The organism is Listeria valentina, assembly GCF_011800755.1.
Taxonomy (GTDB): Bacteria; Bacillota; Bacilli; order Lactobacillales; family Listeriaceae; genus Listeria; species Listeria valentina.
Window position 1 is genome coordinate 1 of the sequence record NZ_JAATJW010000003.1, and the last position, 16471, is coordinate 16471.

The 16471-nt window shown below is 39.9% G+C and carries 26 protein-coding genes; 3 read left to right on the forward strand and 23 right to left on the reverse strand.

The genetic code is table 11. The features are described from left to right. Nucleotides 1–96: 96 nt before the first annotated feature. Both HCK02_RS01160 and HCK02_RS01165 read left to right on the forward strand, forming a co-directional pair. Nucleotides 97–813, forward strand: coding sequence for an ABC transporter ATP-binding protein (locus HCK02_RS01160; RefSeq protein ID WP_167628310.1), 717 nt, complete (start codon nt 97–99; stop codon nt 811–813). Next, nucleotides 743–1927, forward strand: a complete 1185-nt coding sequence (locus HCK02_RS01165; protein WP_167628312.1) for an ABC transporter permease subunit — start codon at nt 743–745, stop codon at nt 1925–1927. The genes HCK02_RS01160 and HCK02_RS01165 overlap by 71 nt, the downstream gene beginning before the upstream one ends. 237 nt (nt 1928–2164) lie before the next feature. Here the strand turns inward: HCK02_RS01165 and HCK02_RS01170 are convergent, their stop codons facing one another. The 7 genes from HCK02_RS01170 to HCK02_RS01200 all read right to left on the reverse strand — a co-directional run bounded on the left by HCK02_RS01170 (nt 2165) and on the right by HCK02_RS01200 (nt 7055). Beyond that, nucleotides 2165–2491 carry a hypothetical protein gene (locus HCK02_RS01170; protein ID WP_167628314.1) on the reverse strand — a complete coding sequence of 109 codons (327 nt, stop codon included), beginning with the start codon at nt 2489–2491 and terminating at the stop codon, nt 2165–2167. A gap of 234 nt (nt 2492–2725) precedes the next feature. Then, on the reverse strand, nt 2726–3118 hold the full coding sequence (gene rpsI, locus HCK02_RS01175; RefSeq protein ID WP_036072905.1) for a 30S ribosomal protein S9: 393 nt from the start codon (nt 3116–3118) through the stop codon (nt 2726–2728). A gap of 21 nt (nt 3119–3139) precedes the next feature. Further along, nucleotides 3140–3577, reverse strand: a complete 438-nt coding sequence (rplM, locus tag HCK02_RS01180; RefSeq protein WP_167628316.1) for a 50S ribosomal protein L13 — start codon at nt 3575–3577, stop codon at nt 3140–3142. Between the two features lie 222 nt (nt 3578–3799). After that, complete coding sequence (gene truA / locus HCK02_RS01185) at nt 3800–4558, reverse strand: tRNA pseudouridine(38-40) synthase TruA (protein ID WP_167628317.1); 759 nt, start codon at nt 4556–4558, stop codon at nt 3800–3802. A gap of 15 nt (nt 4559–4573) precedes the next feature. Next, nucleotides 4574–5371: an energy-coupling factor transporter transmembrane component T family protein gene (locus tag HCK02_RS01190; RefSeq protein ID WP_167628318.1), complete on the reverse strand. Its 798-nt coding sequence runs from the start codon at nt 5369–5371 to the stop codon at nt 4574–4576. Beyond that, nucleotides 5368–6240, reverse strand: coding sequence for an energy-coupling factor ABC transporter ATP-binding protein (locus HCK02_RS01195; protein WP_167628320.1), 873 nt, complete (start codon nt 6238–6240; stop codon nt 5368–5370). The genes HCK02_RS01190 and HCK02_RS01195 overlap by 4 nt, the downstream gene beginning before the upstream one ends. Continuing rightward, nucleotides 6216–7055, reverse strand: a complete 840-nt coding sequence (locus tag HCK02_RS01200; RefSeq protein WP_167628322.1) for an energy-coupling factor ABC transporter ATP-binding protein — start codon at nt 7053–7055, stop codon at nt 6216–6218. Before HCK02_RS01200 ends, HCK02_RS01195 begins: the two co-directional genes overlap by 25 nt. 120 nt (nt 7056–7175) lie before the next feature. On the opposite strand from HCK02_RS01200, the gene HCK02_RS01205 reads away from it, so the two are divergent. Beyond that, entirely contained in the window at nt 7176–7838 is a 663-nt protein-coding gene (locus HCK02_RS01205) for an MgtC/SapB family protein (protein ID WP_167628324.1), read from the forward strand. 206 nt (nt 7839–8044) lie between these two features. Here HCK02_RS01205 and rplQ read toward each other — a convergent pair whose 3' ends face one another. The 16 genes from rplQ to rplE all read right to left on the reverse strand — a co-directional run bounded on the left by rplQ (nt 8045) and on the right by rplE (nt 16459). Then, complete coding sequence (gene rplQ / locus HCK02_RS01210; RefSeq protein WP_167628326.1) at nt 8045–8443, reverse strand: 50S ribosomal protein L17; 399 nt, start codon at nt 8441–8443, stop codon at nt 8045–8047. Nucleotides 8444–8467: 24 nt separating this feature from the next. Next, complete coding sequence (locus HCK02_RS01215) at nt 8468–9412, reverse strand: DNA-directed RNA polymerase subunit alpha (RefSeq protein WP_036072892.1); 945 nt, start codon at nt 9410–9412, stop codon at nt 8468–8470. A gap of 104 nt (nt 9413–9516) precedes the next feature. Next, on the reverse strand, nt 9517–9906 hold the full coding sequence (gene rpsK, locus HCK02_RS01220) for a 30S ribosomal protein S11 (RefSeq protein ID WP_036072890.1): 390 nt from the start codon (nt 9904–9906) through the stop codon (nt 9517–9519). A gap of 27 nt (nt 9907–9933) precedes the next feature. Next, nucleotides 9934–10299, reverse strand: a complete 366-nt coding sequence (rpsM, locus tag HCK02_RS01225) for a 30S ribosomal protein S13 (RefSeq protein WP_036072887.1) — start codon at nt 10297–10299, stop codon at nt 9934–9936. Nucleotides 10300–10328: 29 nt separating this feature from the next. Continuing rightward, nucleotides 10329–10442 (reverse strand): 50S ribosomal protein L36, encoded by a 114-nt coding sequence (rpmJ, locus tag HCK02_RS01230; protein ID WP_003720928.1) that lies wholly within the window; start codon nt 10440–10442, stop codon nt 10329–10331. Nucleotides 10443–10544: 102 nt separating this feature from the next. After that, nucleotides 10545–10763, reverse strand: a complete 219-nt coding sequence (infA, locus tag HCK02_RS01235) for a translation initiation factor IF-1 (protein WP_036072884.1) — start codon at nt 10761–10763, stop codon at nt 10545–10547. 337 nt (nt 10764–11100) lie between these two features. Next, nucleotides 11101–11748, reverse strand: coding sequence for an adenylate kinase (locus tag HCK02_RS01240; RefSeq protein WP_167628328.1), 648 nt, complete (start codon nt 11746–11748; stop codon nt 11101–11103). A 63-nt stretch (nt 11749–11811) separates the two neighbouring features. After that, a complete protein-coding gene (gene secY / locus HCK02_RS01245; protein ID WP_167628330.1) occupies nt 11812–13107 on the reverse strand; it encodes a preprotein translocase subunit SecY in 1296 nt (431 codons plus the stop codon). Then, nucleotides 13107–13547 carry a 50S ribosomal protein L15 gene (gene rplO, locus HCK02_RS01250; RefSeq protein WP_167628332.1) on the reverse strand — a complete coding sequence of 147 codons (441 nt, stop codon included), beginning with the start codon at nt 13545–13547 and terminating at the stop codon, nt 13107–13109. The genes secY and rplO overlap by 1 nt, the downstream gene beginning before the upstream one ends. Nucleotides 13548–13597: 50 nt before the next feature. Continuing rightward, nucleotides 13598–13777: a 50S ribosomal protein L30 gene (gene rpmD / locus HCK02_RS01255; protein WP_036072876.1), complete on the reverse strand. Its 180-nt coding sequence runs from the start codon at nt 13775–13777 to the stop codon at nt 13598–13600. Between the two features lie 16 nt (nt 13778–13793). Beyond that, on the reverse strand, nt 13794–14297 hold the full coding sequence (gene rpsE, locus HCK02_RS01260; RefSeq protein WP_115753709.1) for a 30S ribosomal protein S5: 504 nt from the start codon (nt 14295–14297) through the stop codon (nt 13794–13796). Nucleotides 14298–14319: 22 nt separating this feature from the next. Beyond that, entirely contained in the window at nt 14320–14679 is a 360-nt protein-coding gene (rplR, locus tag HCK02_RS01265; RefSeq protein ID WP_167628334.1) for a 50S ribosomal protein L18, read from the reverse strand. A 34-nt stretch (nt 14680–14713) separates the two neighbouring features. Further along, nucleotides 14714–15250: a 50S ribosomal protein L6 gene (gene rplF, locus HCK02_RS01270; RefSeq protein ID WP_115753707.1), complete on the reverse strand. Its 537-nt coding sequence runs from the start codon at nt 15248–15250 to the stop codon at nt 14714–14716. 25 nt (nt 15251–15275) lie between these two features. After that, nucleotides 15276–15674: a 30S ribosomal protein S8 gene (gene rpsH / locus HCK02_RS01275; RefSeq protein WP_036072868.1), complete on the reverse strand. Its 399-nt coding sequence runs from the start codon at nt 15672–15674 to the stop codon at nt 15276–15278. A 31-nt stretch (nt 15675–15705) separates the two neighbouring features. Next, entirely contained in the window at nt 15706–15891 is a 186-nt protein-coding gene (locus HCK02_RS01280) for a type Z 30S ribosomal protein S14 (RefSeq protein ID WP_036072865.1), read from the reverse strand. Nucleotides 15892–15919: 28 nt separating this feature from the next. Further along, nucleotides 15920–16459 (reverse strand): 50S ribosomal protein L5, encoded by a 540-nt coding sequence (rplE, locus tag HCK02_RS01285; RefSeq protein WP_122865647.1) that lies wholly within the window; start codon nt 16457–16459, stop codon nt 15920–15922. Nucleotides 16460–16471 lie beyond the last annotated feature (12 nt).

The following is a 16471-nucleotide window of genomic DNA, read 5'->3' on the forward strand; positions in this document are numbered from 1 at the left end:
GTTTATATTGATTTATCTGTTAATTAGGTTGATTTTATGATAAGGCACCATTATAATTAATAGCAATATAAATAAAACTTCAAGAGGTGTTCAACTATGATAACAATCGAAAATCTATCCGTAAAACTCGGGAAAAGCCTCATTTTAGATCACTTATCTCTCAAGATCAGTTCTGGCGAAATCATCGGACTCGTTGCTCCAAACGGAACAGGGAAGACAACTCTTTTGCGTTCCATCTCCGGCTTGCAAAAAATAACATCAGGAAAAATTTCTCTCGACTCTCATGATATCAAGCAAGCTGACACAAACTATTGTCGTTCCTTCTTCTACTTACAAAATGTTGATTTGCTTTATCCAGAACTAACTGTTATTGAACATTTGCGCTTTGTTAAGTACACTTGGAAATCTGATCAGCAAATCGATCAAATATTAGATTTACTCCAAATGACAGCTTATCAGCATAAAAAAACATCTAAACTCTCACTTGGAATGAAACAACACCTTGTGATTGCAATGGCGATCACAAGTGGAGCGCCTAATATTTTAATGGATGAACCGTTTAACGGACTCGATCCTACAAGTGTACATATTGTGACTAGAGCTATTCATTCACTTGCGCAAGCTGGCAAAGCCTTTCTTTTCTCCTCCCATATGTTAAATCACATTGACCAAACTTGTAGCAAAGTATTTTTTCTCCAGAATAAAAAAATCGAATATATTCTAAATTTTGCTGAAACTCCAAGTGAAAAATCAGAAGAGATTTATCACAACTTATATGAAAGGAATGACATCTTTGAATCTACTACATTTTGAAACCTTAAAATTCTTGCGTAAGAAAAAGACACTCGTTCTACTACTTCTTGCTATTTCACTTCCTATTCTTAATTATATATTGAGCGGCCTCTTTGATACTCATGAAACAGAACGTGCGGATTTTGCTATTCAAGCATCTGAAGCAGAAAATTCAGCCCAACAAATTGAGGATATCTCACAAAATGAGCCTGCTGCAAAGCAAGCGGCAAAACAAACTAAAGAAGAAGCTACAATACTTGAACAGCTTGTTTCTGATGTTTCTAGTAATGACTGGGCTACTTTTTTAAAACATCAAATCGCATACGACCAGTTGCAACTTAAAGGAATCGAAGAAGGGAGCATACCTTTGGATGCCGAGGAACTTTCTCGTATTCACAAACAAATAAAACTCAATACTTACTTAGAAAAGTACCATTTAGAACCAGAAATTAGTGGCGCTGATCGCTATGGAATCAATTACGCACAGCAATTTCTGTCGATAACAACTCCCTTTCTAATATTTGTCTTAGTCCTTTTCGCTGTTATTGATATTCTAAACAATGAAAAAAAATTAAAAACACGCGATTTCATGAATATGGTTCCAACTAGTAAAAACAAGTTGATTCAAATCAAACTTTTGCTAAATGCTTCCTTTGCGTTTTTTCTTGTCATCGTAACGGCTATTACTAGTTTTCTCACTGGATTAATCGGGAAAGGTTTGGGTACATTTCGCTATCCTGTATTATTTCACAATCCCGCCACTGATCAAATTCACATTGATACCATCGGCGCGTGGCTCTTAAAATATTTCGGCTTAGCATTGTTATTCATTTTACTGATCACGCTCACTGCTATTTTAATTAGTAAAATTTCCACGGGTGACGTTGTGAATGCCATGATCCTTCTAGCCATTTTGTTCCTGCCATCAGCGCTTGGTAAATACAACAACGGATTCGATAAAATTATGCCTTTCCTACCGTCTTCCTATCTCAATATCCCGAGTCTCCTTTCCGGAGAAGCTCTCTCGCAGAATGCTCAGTTAACCTTTACAAACGCCATTTGGTCATGCAGTGCATTTATTATTTTACTTTACATCGTTATCTTCGTTATAACTAGGAGTCAGAAAAAAATCTAATCAATATATAGGCTACAAAAAGCCAATCCCTATTTTTCGATTAGAGATTGGCTTACTTTTCTTAACGTTAAAGTGACAGGCAAATTTATTTACGCCTTACTAAATTTATCAAATTCATTAAAAAGAACATACAACATAAAATCATGAATAAGCCGTATACATAATGCTGACTCAAAAAATTTATTAAAGACAGAATGAGTAAAAGAAAAGCGCCTAGAACATTTAAAATGATGTTTATCATGGCAACAACGCCCAAACTACACCTTGTGCTATATACCCCTTACCTAACTTTTTAGCTAGTTTAGTCAATAAAGAAACTACTTTTCTTTCCTGTACTTTCGATGAGGGAGTTTCTTGATAATCAGTACTTATACCCGTTTCTTTTCTCACTTCTTTTAAAATAGTTTCAATTTGTTTCCTTTCGTATTTATTATTTTCACCTATGTCCAATTTAATATACGTATTTTCATACTCAGTAGCATATGCTCTTATACTTGGCGTGATTATTGACAACCCCATTGTTAGAGCAAGCGCCGCACAACAAAACTTTAAGCTATTTTTCATATGATGTCCTCTTTTCATTGTTTTAGGAGCTGAGTATAACATAAAAATCTTCCGTAGAACCAAAAATATAATGAAATGTCTACTTTGGGTCTTAAATGACTAAAAATTGGTCTTCTTTCCCTTTTCCAGTACCACTTATAGAATTATATTCAACACTAGTTCTCACATCTTTTAAATCCATGAAACACAAAAACCCCTTCTTGCAAAAACAAGAAGAGGCTTGAATTGTAAATATTAACGTTTCGAGAACTGAGGAGCACGACGAGCAGCTTTAAGACCGTATTTCTTACGTTCTTTCATACGAGAATCACGAGTAAGAAGACCAGCTGATTTAAGAGCTGAACGGTATTCAGGTGCTACTTGAAGAAGTGCACGTGCAACGCCGTGACGGATTGCACCAGCTTGTCCAGTGTATCCACCGCCATGTACGTTTACAAGTACGTCATAGCTTCCTAGAGTTTCAGTTGCAACTAGTGGTTGCTTGATTACTTCACGTAATGCTGCGAATGGGATGTAATCTTCCCAGTCACGATTATTGATAACAACTTTGCCGTCGCCCGGTACTAAACGTACACGTGCTACTGAGCTTTTACGACGACCAGTTCCGTAATATTGTACTTCTGCCACTATTATTTCCCTCCTTTAATATTAACCGCGTAGTTCGTATACTTCTGGTTTTTGTGCTGCATGTTCATGCACATCGCCTGCGTATACGTGTAATTTTTTGAATTGTTGACGTCCTAGAGAAGTCTTTGGAAGCATTCCTTTTACAGATAGCTCAATCAATTTCTCAGGATAGTTCGCACGCATTTCACCTGCTGTACGAGATTTCAAACCGCCTGGATATTGCGAGTGACGGTAATAAATTTTATCCGTTGCTTTTTTACCAGTAAGACCTACCTTACCTGCATTAATTACAATTACAAAATCTCCAGTATCAATGTGTGGAGTAAATTGCGGTTTATTTTTGCCACGAAGAATACTTGCTACTTCGCTCGACAAACGACCTAGAGAAACATCAGTAGCGTCGATCACGTACCATTTACGTTCTACTTCGCCTTGTTTCGCCATATAAGTTGTACGCATGAGTTACCCTCCTAATAAATTAAAAATTGCGCCCGGAACCGTTCCTTGTTCCGAAACATCTTTATCTTACTTCTATTGTTTTTTCAACACAACAACCTTCCGGGGCTTATTGTGGGGTAAACAATACCATAGTCCATAATACAATTTCTGTCCTTAAAAGTCAATGAATTTCAGGAAAAAAGTCGGATGGGGAAAGAAATTAAACTCCGCTTTCGCAGTACGCTATTTTCCGAATTCATCATAAAACACGTTCATCAAATACAAACCTTCTGGAGGTGCCGTTTTACTCCGCAATGCTTCTCTGTTTTTAGCATCCAAGGCTTTTTTTAGATCCTCTAGCGAAAGCTTTCCTTGTCCAACATCCAATAACGCGCCAGTCAGAATCCGCACCATGTTATACAAAAACCCATCACCACGATAGGTAATCGCAAAAAGTTCGTCATTCACTTGCTCCATTTTGATCTGATAAAGCGTTCGAACCTTATTCTCCATCTCTGTTCTCGCACTACAAAATGTCGTGAAATCATGCTCGCCAATCAAAATTGCGACTGCTTCTTCCATCTTCTGAAGATCAATCGGATAAGGAAAATGCCAAGCAAAGTGGCGCATAAACGGATCAAACAGTTTCCCGCACTGAATCAGGTAGCGATATTCCTTCCCAGTCGTATCAAAACGAGCATGAAAATCCGAACCTACAGCTTCAACCGACCGAAAACTAATATCCCGAGGCGTCCTCGTTTCAAGCGCCATCCGAAAAGAATCCCCAGGAATTTCAAGCGGAGAATCAAAGTGAATGACTTGTCCTTTCGCATGAACGCCAGCATCCGTGCGTCCTGAAGCCGTTACTCGAATGAAATCCCCTTTGTGCATTTTTTGAAGGGCTTGTTCAATTTCGCTTTGCACTGTCCGCTTTCCCGGCTGAACTTGATAGCCAAAAAAGCCGCTTCCATCATAAGCAATAATCGCTTTATAGCGTGTCATGAAATATTTTTCCTCCTAATTCCTAAAGAACCATAAAAGTCCAGTTAAGATGACTAGCGATGCCAATAAAAGTGTATCTCGCAAGCGCCATTTTAACAATCTGAATTTTGTTCGCCCCTGACCACCACGATAGCCTCTTGCTTCCATCGCAATCGCCAAATCTTCCGCACGCTTAAACGCACTGATGAAAAGCGGAATCAAAAGCGGAACAATCGCCTTAATTCGTTCCATAATCTTGCCGCTTGTAAAATCCACGCCTCGTGCCTTTTGCGCCTTCAAGATCTTCTCTGTCTCGTCCATAAGCGTTGGAATAAATCGAAGTGAAATGCTCAGCATAAGCGCCAGCTCGTGAACTGGCAAACGTAAAACACGAAATGGCATCAGAATTTTTTCAAGTCCATCCGTTAGTTCAATTGGACTTGTCGTAAGTGTCAATAGCGTCGTCATAAAGACAATCAATACAAAGCGGCAAAAGATTTTGATCCCGTTTAGAAGGCCTAACGTCGTAATTTTGATCGGGCCAAGCGCAAGTAATGTTTCTCCACCTTGTGTGAAAAAAACTTGCAACAATAGTGTAAGTAAAATCAAAACCATAATTGGCTGGAGCCCCTTCACAAAAAACATGAAAGGAACTTTGGAGCTAAAAACTAAATAAAGAACATAAACAAATAAGAGCAAATAAGTTAGCCAATTGTTCGCTAAAAAGACAATGACAATGAAATACATGACCGCTGTAATCTTTGCTCGCGGATCAATCGAGTGGAGCCACGAATTCCCTGGAATATAGCGCCCCAAAATCATTTTATCCATCATAGTGGGTTCCTGCCTTCAGGTAAAAAGGGTATCATCTCTTCCAAAAGTTCATCCATATTCAAACAAACTTTAGAGAAAGATACCGAAAATTTCTTCTCGAAATCGCGTTGAAAGCGAACAACCTCAGGAACGAGCAATCCAAGCTCCGACAGGCGTTCAGATTCTCGAAAAATCTCGCGAGGAGTTCCGATTTGGTCTACTGTTCCTTCTTTCATCAAAACGATTTTTTCAGCATATTGAGCCGCATCTTCCATGCTATGTGTCACAAGGACTGTGGTTAAGTTTTTCCGTTCATGCAGCTCGTAAAACATTTCCATGATTTCTTTGCGTCCACTTGGATCAAGTCCCGCTGTAGGCTCATCTAAAACCAAAACTTCAGGCTCCATCGCAAGCACGCCTGCAATGGCCACGCGGCGCATCTGCCCACCTGAAAGTTCAAATGGAGAGCGTTCAAGAATGTCTTCTGTGAGTCCGACCTCGTGAATGGCTTCCCGGGCACGTTTTTCTACTTCTTCCAGTGGGACGCCGAAATTCAACGGGCCAAAACAAATATCTTTTTGTACCGTTTCTTCAAACAACTGCGCTTCTGGAAACTGAAAGACAATCCCCACTTTCTTGCGAATATTTTTCAATTTCTTTTGCTTCTCACCCGCTAGAATTTCCCGGTCGAATATCGTGATTTTACCTTCCGTCGGGAGCAAAAGTGCATTTAAGTGTTGCAAAAGCGTTGATTTCCCGGAGCCAGTGTGCCCGACGATCGCGGTGTAACTACCATCTTCAAACGAAACGGTCACATCTTCTAACGCGCGTTTTTCAAAAGGACTATTTTTTTGGTAACAAAAACCTAATTGTTCGAGTTTAATTGCCATAATAATTCAAGCAGCGCTCCTTCCGAGAGAATCGGCTCATCTATTCGAATGCCGCGTTCCGAGAGTTTTTCTTCCAGTTCAACGATAAACGGCACACCAAGTCCAATTTGTTTCATCTCTTCCGGTGCTTTAAAAATATCCTGTGGCGTCCCTTCTTTAAATCGTTTTCCTTCGTTCATTACAATTACACGATCCGCATAAAGTACTTCATCGAGATCATGCGTAATGGAAATAACGGTGATTTCTTCACGTTCACGTAAATTGCGAATCGTCGCCATCACTTCTGCTCGCCCGCGCGGATCAAGCATTGAAGTTGCCTCATCCAAAATAATCACATCTGGTTGGAGAGCTAATACACCCGCTATCGCGACACGTTGTTTTTGACCACCAGAAAGCCTTGCTGGTTCGTGTAAAGCATAATCGGTCATACCTACTTCCTTGAGGGCATCTTCCACTCGCTTGACCATTTCTTCATGTGGCACACCATGATTTTCTAAGCCAAAAGCAACATCATCCTGAACAGTCGCCCCAACAAATTGATTATCTGGATTTTGGAAAACCATGCCCACTTGCTTGCGAATTTCCCATATTGTTGTTTCACTTAAAGCAAAATGGCCAATCTTAATTAAGCCTTTTTCAGGAAACAGTAAGCCGTTCAACAGTTTGGCAAGTGTCGATTTCCCTGAGCCGTTATGCCCAACAAGCGCAAGCCACTCTCCTTTTTCCACAGAAAAAGTGACATCTTCTACTGCAAAATTTTCTTCTTCTTCGTATTTATAAAAAACGTGCTCTAAACGCACAAAATCTTCAGACAAGCCTCGCACCCCATTTCGAATGGTTAACACCTATTTATTATAGTATAAAGCGAATTCTTAAGCAAAGCTTGTTTTTTTCTTTTGAAAAAAGGGAAAAGGAGGGGGATGAGGAGTGATTTTATGTGGCTTGAATTTTTATTACGCTTATCTGTCGCAGGAATTTTAGGAGGTATCATCGGGCTCGATCGTGAACTTCGGGCTAAAGAAGCTGGCTTCAGGACGCACTTTCTAGTTTCACTAGGCAGCGCTCTAATCATGATTGTTTCACAATATGGTTTCTTTGGTGTGACGGGGCATTCGAATGTTTCATTTGACCCCAGTCGGGTTGCCGCTCAAGTAGTAAGTGGCATAGGGTTTATTGGTGCCGGAACTATTATCATCCAAAAGCAATTTGTTCGCGGATTAACAACCGCTGCTGGTCTTTGGGCAACATCAGGCATTGGACTCGCTACAGGAGCTGGGCTTTATGCACTTGGTGTCGGTGCAACGGTCCTCACACTAATTGGACTCGAAGCACTCAGCCTCTTTAGCAAATCAGTTGGTTTCCATACAGTTTTACTTGTTTATTCAACAAATGATAAAAGCAACCTTGCATCCATCACGAACTATCTTCACGAGCATGACTATATGATCTCTACATATGAGACGAAGCGTGAGCCGTTCGGTGATATAGACGCTTACCAAGTAACCATGCAAATTAAATCAAGATCCATTCAAGAAGAAAGAGAGATCTTTCAATATATCCAAAATCTGCCCCATGTCACAATTGAAAGGATGGAATAAAAACAAAGAGCCTCGAGGAACTATTTAAACAGTTCCTCGAGGCTCTTTTGTATAAAAAAACTCAAAGTAGATATACACTTTGAGCGAATCGAAAACAAAAAAAGCCTGCGCTCCCCACGAGAAAACTCGCAGGGAACACACAGAGCTAGACAAGACAAAGAATGTTGCTTTCGCTTATCATCACACTCTACTTGCTTTAAAGTTCATTATTTAACTAGTTCAATGATAACCATTGGCGCTCCGTCACCACGACGAGGACCTTTTTTATAGATACGAGTGTATCCACCTTGACGTTCTGCATAACGTGGTGCAACATCGTCAAATAGTTTTTGAAGTGCATAAACAGCTTGGTTTTTCTTACCGCCGTCTTTTGCATCAACTTGTTTAACACTAGCTACTTCATGACGGATGTATGCCGCAGCCTGACGACGAGCGTGCAAGTCACCTTTTTTACCAGAAGTAATAAGACGCTCTACAACTTTACGAACTTCTTTAGCGCGTGTTTCAGTTGTTTCGACACGTTCATGAACGATTAAATCCGTTGCAAGATCACGAAGTAATGCTTTACGTTGCGAACTTGTACGACCTAATTTTCTGTAACCCATGGAATTCCCTCCTTACATTTCTAATCAGTTTTCGTTGCGAAGACCTAAGCCAAGATCAGCCAGTTTCACTTTAACTTCTTCTAAAGATTTACGACCTAAGTTACGAACTTTCATCATATCATCTTCAGATTTGTCAGCGAGTTCCTGAACTGTGTTAATTCCAGCACGTTTCAGACAATTATAAGAACGAACTGATAAGTCAAGTTCTTCAATTGTCATTTCAAGTACTTTTTCTTTGTGGCTTTCTTCTTTTTCAATCATGATTTCAGCTTTTTGCGCTTCGTCTGTTAAGTTAACGAAAATGCTCAAGTGCTCAGAAAGAATTTTAGCGCCAAGTGACACTGCTTCTTCTGGACTAATGCTTCCGTCAGTTAAAACATCAAAAGTTAGCTTATCATAATTTGTAGATTGACCAACACGTGTATTCTCAACTTGGTAGTTCACACGAATTACCGGCGAGAAAATAGAATCTATCGGAAGGACACCGATAGGCATGCTTTCACGTTTGTTTTGATCAGCCGGCGTATAACCGCGGCCACGAGCAGCGTTAAGGCGAACATGAAATTTCGCGTTGTCGCTCAACGTTGCGATGTGAAGATCTGGATTCAAAATTTCGACATCACTATCATAATTAATATCTCCAGCTGTTACAACACCAGGTCCTTGTATATCAATCTCTAATGTTTTTTCTTCATCAGAGTAAACTTTAAGTGCCAGTTTTTTGATATTCAAAATTATGGTTGTCACATCTTCAACTACACCTTCAATTACAGAGAACTCATGTAAAGCTCCATCAATTTGAATGGACGTTACAGCAGCGCCTGGAAGTGAAGATAATAGAATACGACGTAAGGAGTTACCCAAAGTTGTACCATATCCACGCTCAAGTGGTTCTACAACAAACTTTCCATATTTGGCATCATCGCTGATCTCAATCGTCTCGATTTTTGGCTTTTCAATTTCGATCATTCAAATATACCCTCCTTCAAAACGTCTTATTTCAGAAACCTAGTCGAACCTCAATTGTGCTTCAAAATATCGCTGTTTTAAAAGTTACGCACAAAGACGACTACTTATACACGACGACGTTTTGGAGGACGACATCCATTATGAGGAACCGGAGTAACATCTTTAATTGCAGTAACTTCAAGACCTGCAGCTTGAAGAGCACGAATTGCTGCTTCACGACCTGCACCAGGACCTTTAACTGTTACTTCAAGAGATTTAAGACCATGTTCCATCGCAGCTTTTGCTGAAGTTTCTGCTGCCATTTGAGCTGCAAAAGGAGTAGATTTACGAGAACCTTTAAAGCCTAAAGCACCAGCACTAGACCACGATAAAGCATTACCATGTGTATCAGTAATCGTTACAATTGTATTATTAAATGTAGAACGAATGTGTGCAATACCGTTTTCGATATTCTTTTTCACACGACGTTTACGAGTGTTTGTTTTACGTGCCATTCACTAATTACCTCCTTTACTATTCGTTTATTTCTTCTTACCTGCAACAGTCTTAGAAGGACCTTTACGTGTACGCGCATTATTTTTTGTATTTTGTCCGCGAACAGGAAGTCCACGACGGTGACGCATACCGCGGTAAGAACCGATTTCGATTAGACGCTTAATGTTTAAGTTCACTTCACGACGAAGATCCCCCTCAACTTTAATACGGTCTACGATTTCACGGATTTTACCTAATTCTTCTTCACTTAAATCTCTTGTACGTACATCTTCAGAAACGCCTGCTTCTTCCAAGACTTTAGCAGCTGTTGCTTTTCCGATACCGTAGATGTAAGTTAGTGAGATCACGATACGTTTTTCACGTGGAACATCCACACCTGCAATACGTGCCATCTAATCAAGCACCTCCTTATATTCTATAATCAACCTTGTTTTTGTTTATGCTTAGGGTTTTCACAGATTACCATAACTTTACCTTTACGACGAATAACTTTACATTTTTCGCACATAGGTTTAACAGATGGTCTTACTTTCATTCCATATACCTCCTTGTTTACTAGAGAAAATGTCTCTATAAACCGATAACTACTAAGCTGGCGAACCAGACCGGTATATAAATTCAATTTTCGGAGCGCAAATTATTTAAAACGATAAGTGATTCTTCCACGAGTTAGATCGTATGGGGAAAGTTCAACAGTTACTTTATCCCCTGGTAAAATACGGATGTAGTGCATACGAATTTTACCTGAAACAGTGGCAAGCACTTCATGCCCATTTTCGAGTTCAACTTTAAACATTGCGTTAGGCAAAGTTTCTTGTACTACGCCTTCAACTTCAATTACATCTTCTTTAGCCATATGTTCGCTACCTCCTTCTCGGTTACTAGACCACTTGGTTCCGATTTTATCAGTGTAAAAACTTGATTACATGAAAAAACGTGAAAAGAGATCTGCTTCTTTCATTTCAAAAGCCGACCTGCCTTTAGACAACCTGAAAAGTGAGATCCGTAATCCGGAGAACTCGAGCACGGGGACTAAAGTTCGTTTTAGCAAATGTTTCGGATATTCTTCAAATGGTTCTCTCGTTCATCATGATTTGCAAAGATGCTTATATTCCACTGCCAATTATCCATTATACTACAAATCAACAGGATTTGCACGTTTAAAATTTCCAGCAGTGTTCAGCCGTTCTCCTTTAAAAAGAAGCAAGAATTTGATCTACATCAAGAAAAACTTTATTAATTTCTTGTTCGCCATTAATACTATGAAGTTTACCTGTTTTCGTGTAAAAATCAAGCAAAGGTTGCGTCTGCTTTAAATTAACATTTAATCGATTTTCAACAGTTTCCTTTTTATCATCTTCACGTTGATAAAGTTCAGAACCATCGACATCGCATTTTCCAGCTACTTTTGGCGGATTGTAAAGCTCGTGATAAGTTCTGCCACAAGTTGGACAGATCCAGCGTCCAGTTAGACGCTTCATCAAAGCTTCTTTTGGCACATCAATATTGATGACCGCATCAAGTTCAGTCCCAAAGTCGCTTAAAATACATTCAAGCTCTTCAGCTTGAGCAACTGTTCTTGGAAAACCATCTAACAGAAAACCATTTTTTGCATCATCTTGAGCTAGACGTTCGCGAACAATACCATTTGTCACTTCATCAGGAACTAAGTCGCCTTTATCCATATAAGATTTAGCTTTAAGTCCTAGTTCAGTTTCATCTTTCATTGCTTGACGAAACATATCTCCTGTTGAAATGTGCGGAACATGATATTTTTCAACAATTTTCTCGGCTTGCGTACCTTTACCGGCACCAGGAAGGCCCATTAATACTAGTTTCAATTGATTCACTCCTTGTACCCGCAAGGCAGACCTGCTAGGAAACCCATAGCAAGTGCCCGCGCGTTATTTGATGAATCCCCGATAATTCCGTTTAACAAGTTGTCCTTCCAATTGTTTCGTTGTATCAAGTGCTACCCCGATAACGATTAGAAGACTCGTACCACCGATTGCGAGCGTTTGAGGTAACCCAAATGCTGTCGTTCCGATTGTCGGAATGATTGCAACTGCGGCAAGGAATAGAGCTCCGATGAAGGTTAAGCGATAAAGTACCGAAGTAAGATAAGCTTGTGTTTCCCTTCCCGGACGTTTACTAGGAATGTATCCACCTTGCTTTTTCAAGTTATCAGCCACTTTTTCAGGGTTAACTTGGATAAAAGCATAGAAATAAGTGAATGCAATGATCAGAGCTACATACAAGACCATGCCAATCGGTTTTGTATAATCAAATACGTTTTTCAGTACAGAGACAACTCCATTACTATTATCAAAGAACGTCAAGATCGTTTGCGGCGTAATGATGAACGCACTTGCAAAGATTACTGGAATAACCCCAGCAGAGTTCAATTTTAATGGTAAGTGAGTAGCTTGTGCACCCGCTTGTTTGTTTCCAGCTACACGTTTTGAATACTGGATCGGAATTTTACGTAGTGCTTGTTGGAAGTAAATTACTACAACAACGATTAGTAGTGCAGCAAGTGCAATCCCAGCAAGAACTAAAATGTGAAGGAAAAGTTGATCGCCTGCATCTTCGATTTGTTGAACGTAAACTTGACGAATCCCATCTGGAATACGAGCTACGATCCCCGCGAAGATGATGATGGAAATCCCGTTTCCGACACCTTTAACCGTAATTTGTTCCCCAAGCCACATTAAAAACATTGTCCCAGTTGTAAGTACAATCGCAACAACGATGTACTGTGCAACAGAAGCATTGAAAATAAGTGTGGAGCCTGACAAACGGTTAAATCCGTAAGCCATACCGAAGGCTTCAATAAGTCCCAAACCAATTGTCAAATAACGCGTCAATTGATTGAGTTTTTTACGTCCCATTTCACCTTGTTTAGACCACTCGGTGAGTTTTGGAACAACGTCCATTTGTAACAGCTGTACAATGATAGACGCAGTGATGTAAGGCATAACCCCCATCGCGAGAACGGAGAAATTTTTAAGCGCCCCACCATTAAAAGTGTTTAGGAACCCAAAAATGCCGCCTTCCATTGTTTGTTGCAATGCTGCTGCATTCACCCCAGGCACAGGTATGAATGTTCCAATACGGAAAATGATGAGCATTGCAAGAGTGAAGAAAATCTTATTTCGAATATCTTTTACTCGAAAAAAGTTTACTAACGTTTGAAACATTAGATCACCTCAGCTTTTCCGCCAGCAGCTTCAATTGCTTCCTTAGCCGCTGCAGAAAACTTATTAGCTTTCACTGTAAGTTTCTTCTCAATAGATCCATTCGAAAGGATTTTAATACCAGATTTAGCATTGCTCACAACACCTGTTTCAATGAGAAGTTCAGGTGTTACTTCAGTGCCGTCTTCAAAACGATTTAAAACATCTAAGTTTACAATAGCAAATTCTTTGCGATTGATGTTTGTAAAACCACGTTTAGGTAAACGACGGAAAAGTGGGAGTTGTCCACCTTCAAATCCTAAACGTACGCCACCGCCTGAACGGGCTTTTTGCCCTTTATGTCCACGGCCAGCAGTTTTTCCGTTACCAGAGCTCGTTCCACGACCAACACGATTACGCTCTTTGCGCGAACCTTCAGCAGGTTTTAGTTCGTGTAGTTTCATGTTCAAGCACCTCCTCCTATTTCTTGTTCATTTCATTAAAAATGACTAGCTTAAACTTCTTTTACGTCCAGAAGATGACTAACTTTGTTAATCATCCCACGAATTGCAGGATTATCTTCTTTGACAACAACGGAATGTGTCTTACGAAGGCCTAGTGCCTTAACTGTTTCACGTTGATCTCCGGGACGACCGATTAAGCTACGTTTTAGAGTAAGTTCTAATTTAGCCATAATGATAATTCCCTCCTTATCCTAACAATTCTTCAACTGTTTTACCGCGAAGTTTAGCTACTTCTTCAGCTTTTTTAAGTTGTTTGATTCCATCAATTGTTGCACGAACCATGTTGATTGGCGTGTTTGATCCAAGTGATTTAGATGATACATCAGCAACACCAGCAAGTTCAAGGACGGCACGAACTGGACCACCAGCTGTTACTCCAGAACCGGCATTCGCTGGTTTAAGTAGGATTTCCCCACCGCCAAAGCGACCAACAACTGTGTGCGGAATTGTAGTTCCAACAGTTGGTACAAACACCATATTTTTCTTAGCGTCTTCAACAGCTTTACGGATTGCATCTGGAACTTCTTGAGCTTTACCAGTACCAAAACCGACATGACCGTTTTTATCACCGACAACAACAAGTGCTGTGAAACGGAAGCGACGACCACCTTTTACAACTTTAGCAACACGGTTGATTGTAACAACACGTTCTTCTACATCTAATTTGTTTCCATCAATAATTTCAGCCATCTAAGTTTTCCCTCCTTCTTTATTAGAATTCTAATCCATTTTCGCGAGCTGCTTCAGCGAGCGCTTTAACACGGCCATGGTACAAGTACCCTCCGCGGTCGAAAACAACTGCAGAAATTCCTTTTTCAGAAGCACGTTTTGCAACTAATTTGCCAACTTGGCTAGCAGCATCAACTTTTGATTCAGCAGAACCAAAGTCTTTATCTAAATTCGAAGCACTTACAAGTGTTACGCCATTTACGTCATCAACTAGTTGAGCGTAGATATTTTTATTAGAACGGAAAACGTTTAGACGAGGACGGCTTTCTGTTCCAGTAATTTTAGAACGAACACGAGCATGTCTTTTTTTACGAACTTTGTTTTTATCGATTTTAGTAATCACACGACTCACCTCTTCTCTTATCGCTTACGCGGCATTATTTACCAGTTTTACCTTCTTTGCGGCGTACATATTCGCCTTCATAACGGATACCCTTACCTTTATAAGGCTCAGGCGGACGTACAGCACGAATGTTAGCAGCAAGTTCACCAACGTGTTCTTTATTGAAACCTTTTACAATTACTTTCGTATTCGCAGGAACTTCAATTTCAACACCTTTTGGCGCTTCAAATTCGACTGGATGGGAATACCCTACGTTAAGAACAAGTTTTGAACCTTGTTTTTGAGCACGGTAACCGACACCGACTAATTCAAGTGATTTTTCGTAGCCTTCAGAGACTCCAACAACCATGTTATTTAGGACTGCACGAGTCGTGCCATGAAGAGCACGGTGATTTTTATTGTCAGATGGACGTGAAATATTAATTTCACTTCCTTCGATTTCAATTTTAATCTCAGGGTTAAACTCTCTTACAAGTTCACCTTTAGGACCTTTAACTGTTGCCTTATTTCCATCAAGTGTAACTGTTACACCAGCAGGAATTGTAATAGGCTTTTTACCGATACGGGACATTGTCGCACCTCCTTATGAATAAATTTTACCAAACGTATGCAAGTACTTCTCCGCCCACTTGTTTAGCGCGAGCTTCTTTGTCAGTTAGGACACCTTGAGAAGTAGATACGATTGCAATACCTAAGCCGTTAAGAACTTTAGGTACCTCGTTCGATTTAGCATAAACACGAAGCCCTGGCTTACTGATACGTTTCAAACCAGTGATTACGCGTTCGCCAGATGGACTATATTTCAAGAAAACACGGATTGTGCCTTGCTTTTCATCTTCAATATACTCAACGTCACGGATAAAACCTTCACGTTTTAAGATTTCAGCAATTTCTTTTTTGATTTTCGATGCAGGCAATTCTAATTTGTCATGTTTAACCATGTTCGCATTACGGATACGAGTTAGAAAATCTGCAATTGGATCTGTCATCACCATGTGTTATTATCCTCCTTCCTTAAACTTAGGTTTACCAGCTTGCTTTTTTAACGCCAGGAATTTGACCTTTATAGGCAAGTTCGCGGAAACAAATACGGCATAATTTAAATTTGCGAATAACGGAATGTGGACGCCCACAACGTTCGCAACGAGTATAACCTTGAACTGCGAATTTTGGTTCACGTTTTTGCTTAGCGATCATTGATTTTTTAGCCACGTTTTCGCCTCCCTACTTTAATTATTGATTATTTTTGAAACGGCATTCCAACTTGAGTTAATAACTCACGGGACTCTTCGTCAGTTTTTGCAGTTGTAACGATAACAACATCCATACCACGAACTTTAGAAACTTTATCATAATCAATTTCAGGGAAAATCAATTGTTCTCTCACACCCAGCGTGTAGTTACCGCGGCCGTCGAAAGCTTTTTTCGAAACCCCACGGAAGTCACGAACACGTGGAAGTGAAACAGTAATTAATTTGTCTAAGAAATCATACATACGGTCACCACGAAGCGTTACTTTCGCACCGATTGGCATTCCTTCACGAAGACGGAATCCAGCGATCGAGTTTTTAGCTTTTGTGACAACTGGTTTTTGACCAGTGATTAATGCAAGCTCTTCAACAGCACTGTCAAGAACTTTAGCGTTTGCTACTGCATCACCAACACCAGTGTTGATTACGATTTTTTCAATTTTAGGTACTTCCATAACAGAAGAATAGTTAAACTTGCTCATCATACCAGGAACAATTTCCTTAAGATAGCGATCTTTAAGGCGATTCATGTAATGTTGCCT

Bases quoted from the DNA above. Each gene is read 5' to 3' on its own strand.
- HCK02_RS01160 (WP_167628310.1), top strand. From the start codon at position 97: ATGATAACAATCGAAAATCTATCCGTAAAACTCGGGAAAAGCCTCATT.
- HCK02_RS01170 (WP_167628314.1), bottom strand. From the start codon at position 2,491: ATGAAAAATAGCTTAAAGTTTTGTTGTGCGGCGCTTGCTCTAACAATG.
- rplM (WP_167628316.1), bottom strand. From the start codon at position 3,577: ATGCGTACAACTTATATGGCGAAACAAGGCGAAGTAGAACGTAAATGG.
- truA (WP_167628317.1), bottom strand. From the start codon at position 4,558: ATGACACGCTATAAAGCGATTATTGCTTATGATGGAAGCGGCTTTTTT.
- HCK02_RS01190 (WP_167628318.1), bottom strand. From the start codon at position 5,371: ATGATGGATAAAATGATTTTGGGGCGCTATATTCCAGGGAATTCGTGG.
- HCK02_RS01195 (WP_167628320.1), bottom strand. From the start codon at position 6,240: ATGGCAATTAAACTCGAACAATTAGGTTTTTGTTACCAAAAAAATAGT.
- HCK02_RS01205 (WP_167628324.1), top strand. From the start codon at position 7,176: ATGTGGCTTGAATTTTTATTACGCTTATCTGTCGCAGGAATTTTAGGA.
- rplQ (WP_167628326.1), bottom strand. From the start codon at position 8,443: ATGGGTTACAGAAAATTAGGTCGTACAAGTTCGCAACGTAAAGCATTA.
- HCK02_RS01215 (WP_036072892.1), bottom strand. From the start codon at position 9,412: ATGATCGAAATTGAAAAGCCAAAAATCGAGACGATTGAGATCAGCGAT.
- rpsK (WP_036072890.1), bottom strand. From the start codon at position 9,906: ATGGCACGTAAAACAAACACTCGTAAACGTCGTGTGAAAAAGAATATC.
- rpsM (WP_036072887.1), bottom strand. From the start codon at position 10,299: ATGGCACGTATTGCAGGTGTGGATGTTCCACGTGAAAAACGTATCGTG.
- rpmJ (WP_003720928.1), bottom strand. From the start codon at position 10,442: ATGAAAGTAAGACCATCTGTTAAACCTATGTGCGAAAAATGTAAAGTT.
- infA (WP_036072884.1), bottom strand. From the start codon at position 10,763: ATGGCTAAAGAAGATGTAATTGAAGTTGAAGGCGTAGTACAAGAAACT.
- secY (WP_167628330.1), bottom strand. From the start codon at position 13,107: ATGTTTCAAACGTTAGTAAACTTTTTTCGAGTAAAAGATATTCGAAAT.
- rplO (WP_167628332.1), bottom strand. From the start codon at position 13,547: ATGAAACTACACGAACTAAAACCTGCTGAAGGTTCGCGCAAAGAGCGT.
- rpmD (WP_036072876.1), bottom strand. From the start codon at position 13,777: ATGGCTAAATTAGAACTTACTCTAAAACGTAGCTTAATCGGTCGTCCC.
- rpsE (WP_115753709.1), bottom strand. From the start codon at position 14,297: ATGGCTGAAATTATTGATGGAAACAAATTAGATGTAGAAGAACGTGTT.
- rplF (WP_115753707.1), bottom strand. From the start codon at position 15,250: ATGTCCCGTATCGGTAAAAAGCCTATTACAATTCCTGCTGGTGTAACA.
- rpsH (WP_036072868.1), bottom strand. From the start codon at position 15,674: ATGGTGATGACAGATCCAATTGCAGATTTTCTAACTCGTATCCGTAAT.
- rplE (WP_122865647.1), bottom strand. From the start codon at position 16,459: ATGAATCGCCTTAAAGATCGCTATCTTAAGGAAATTGTTCCTGGTATG.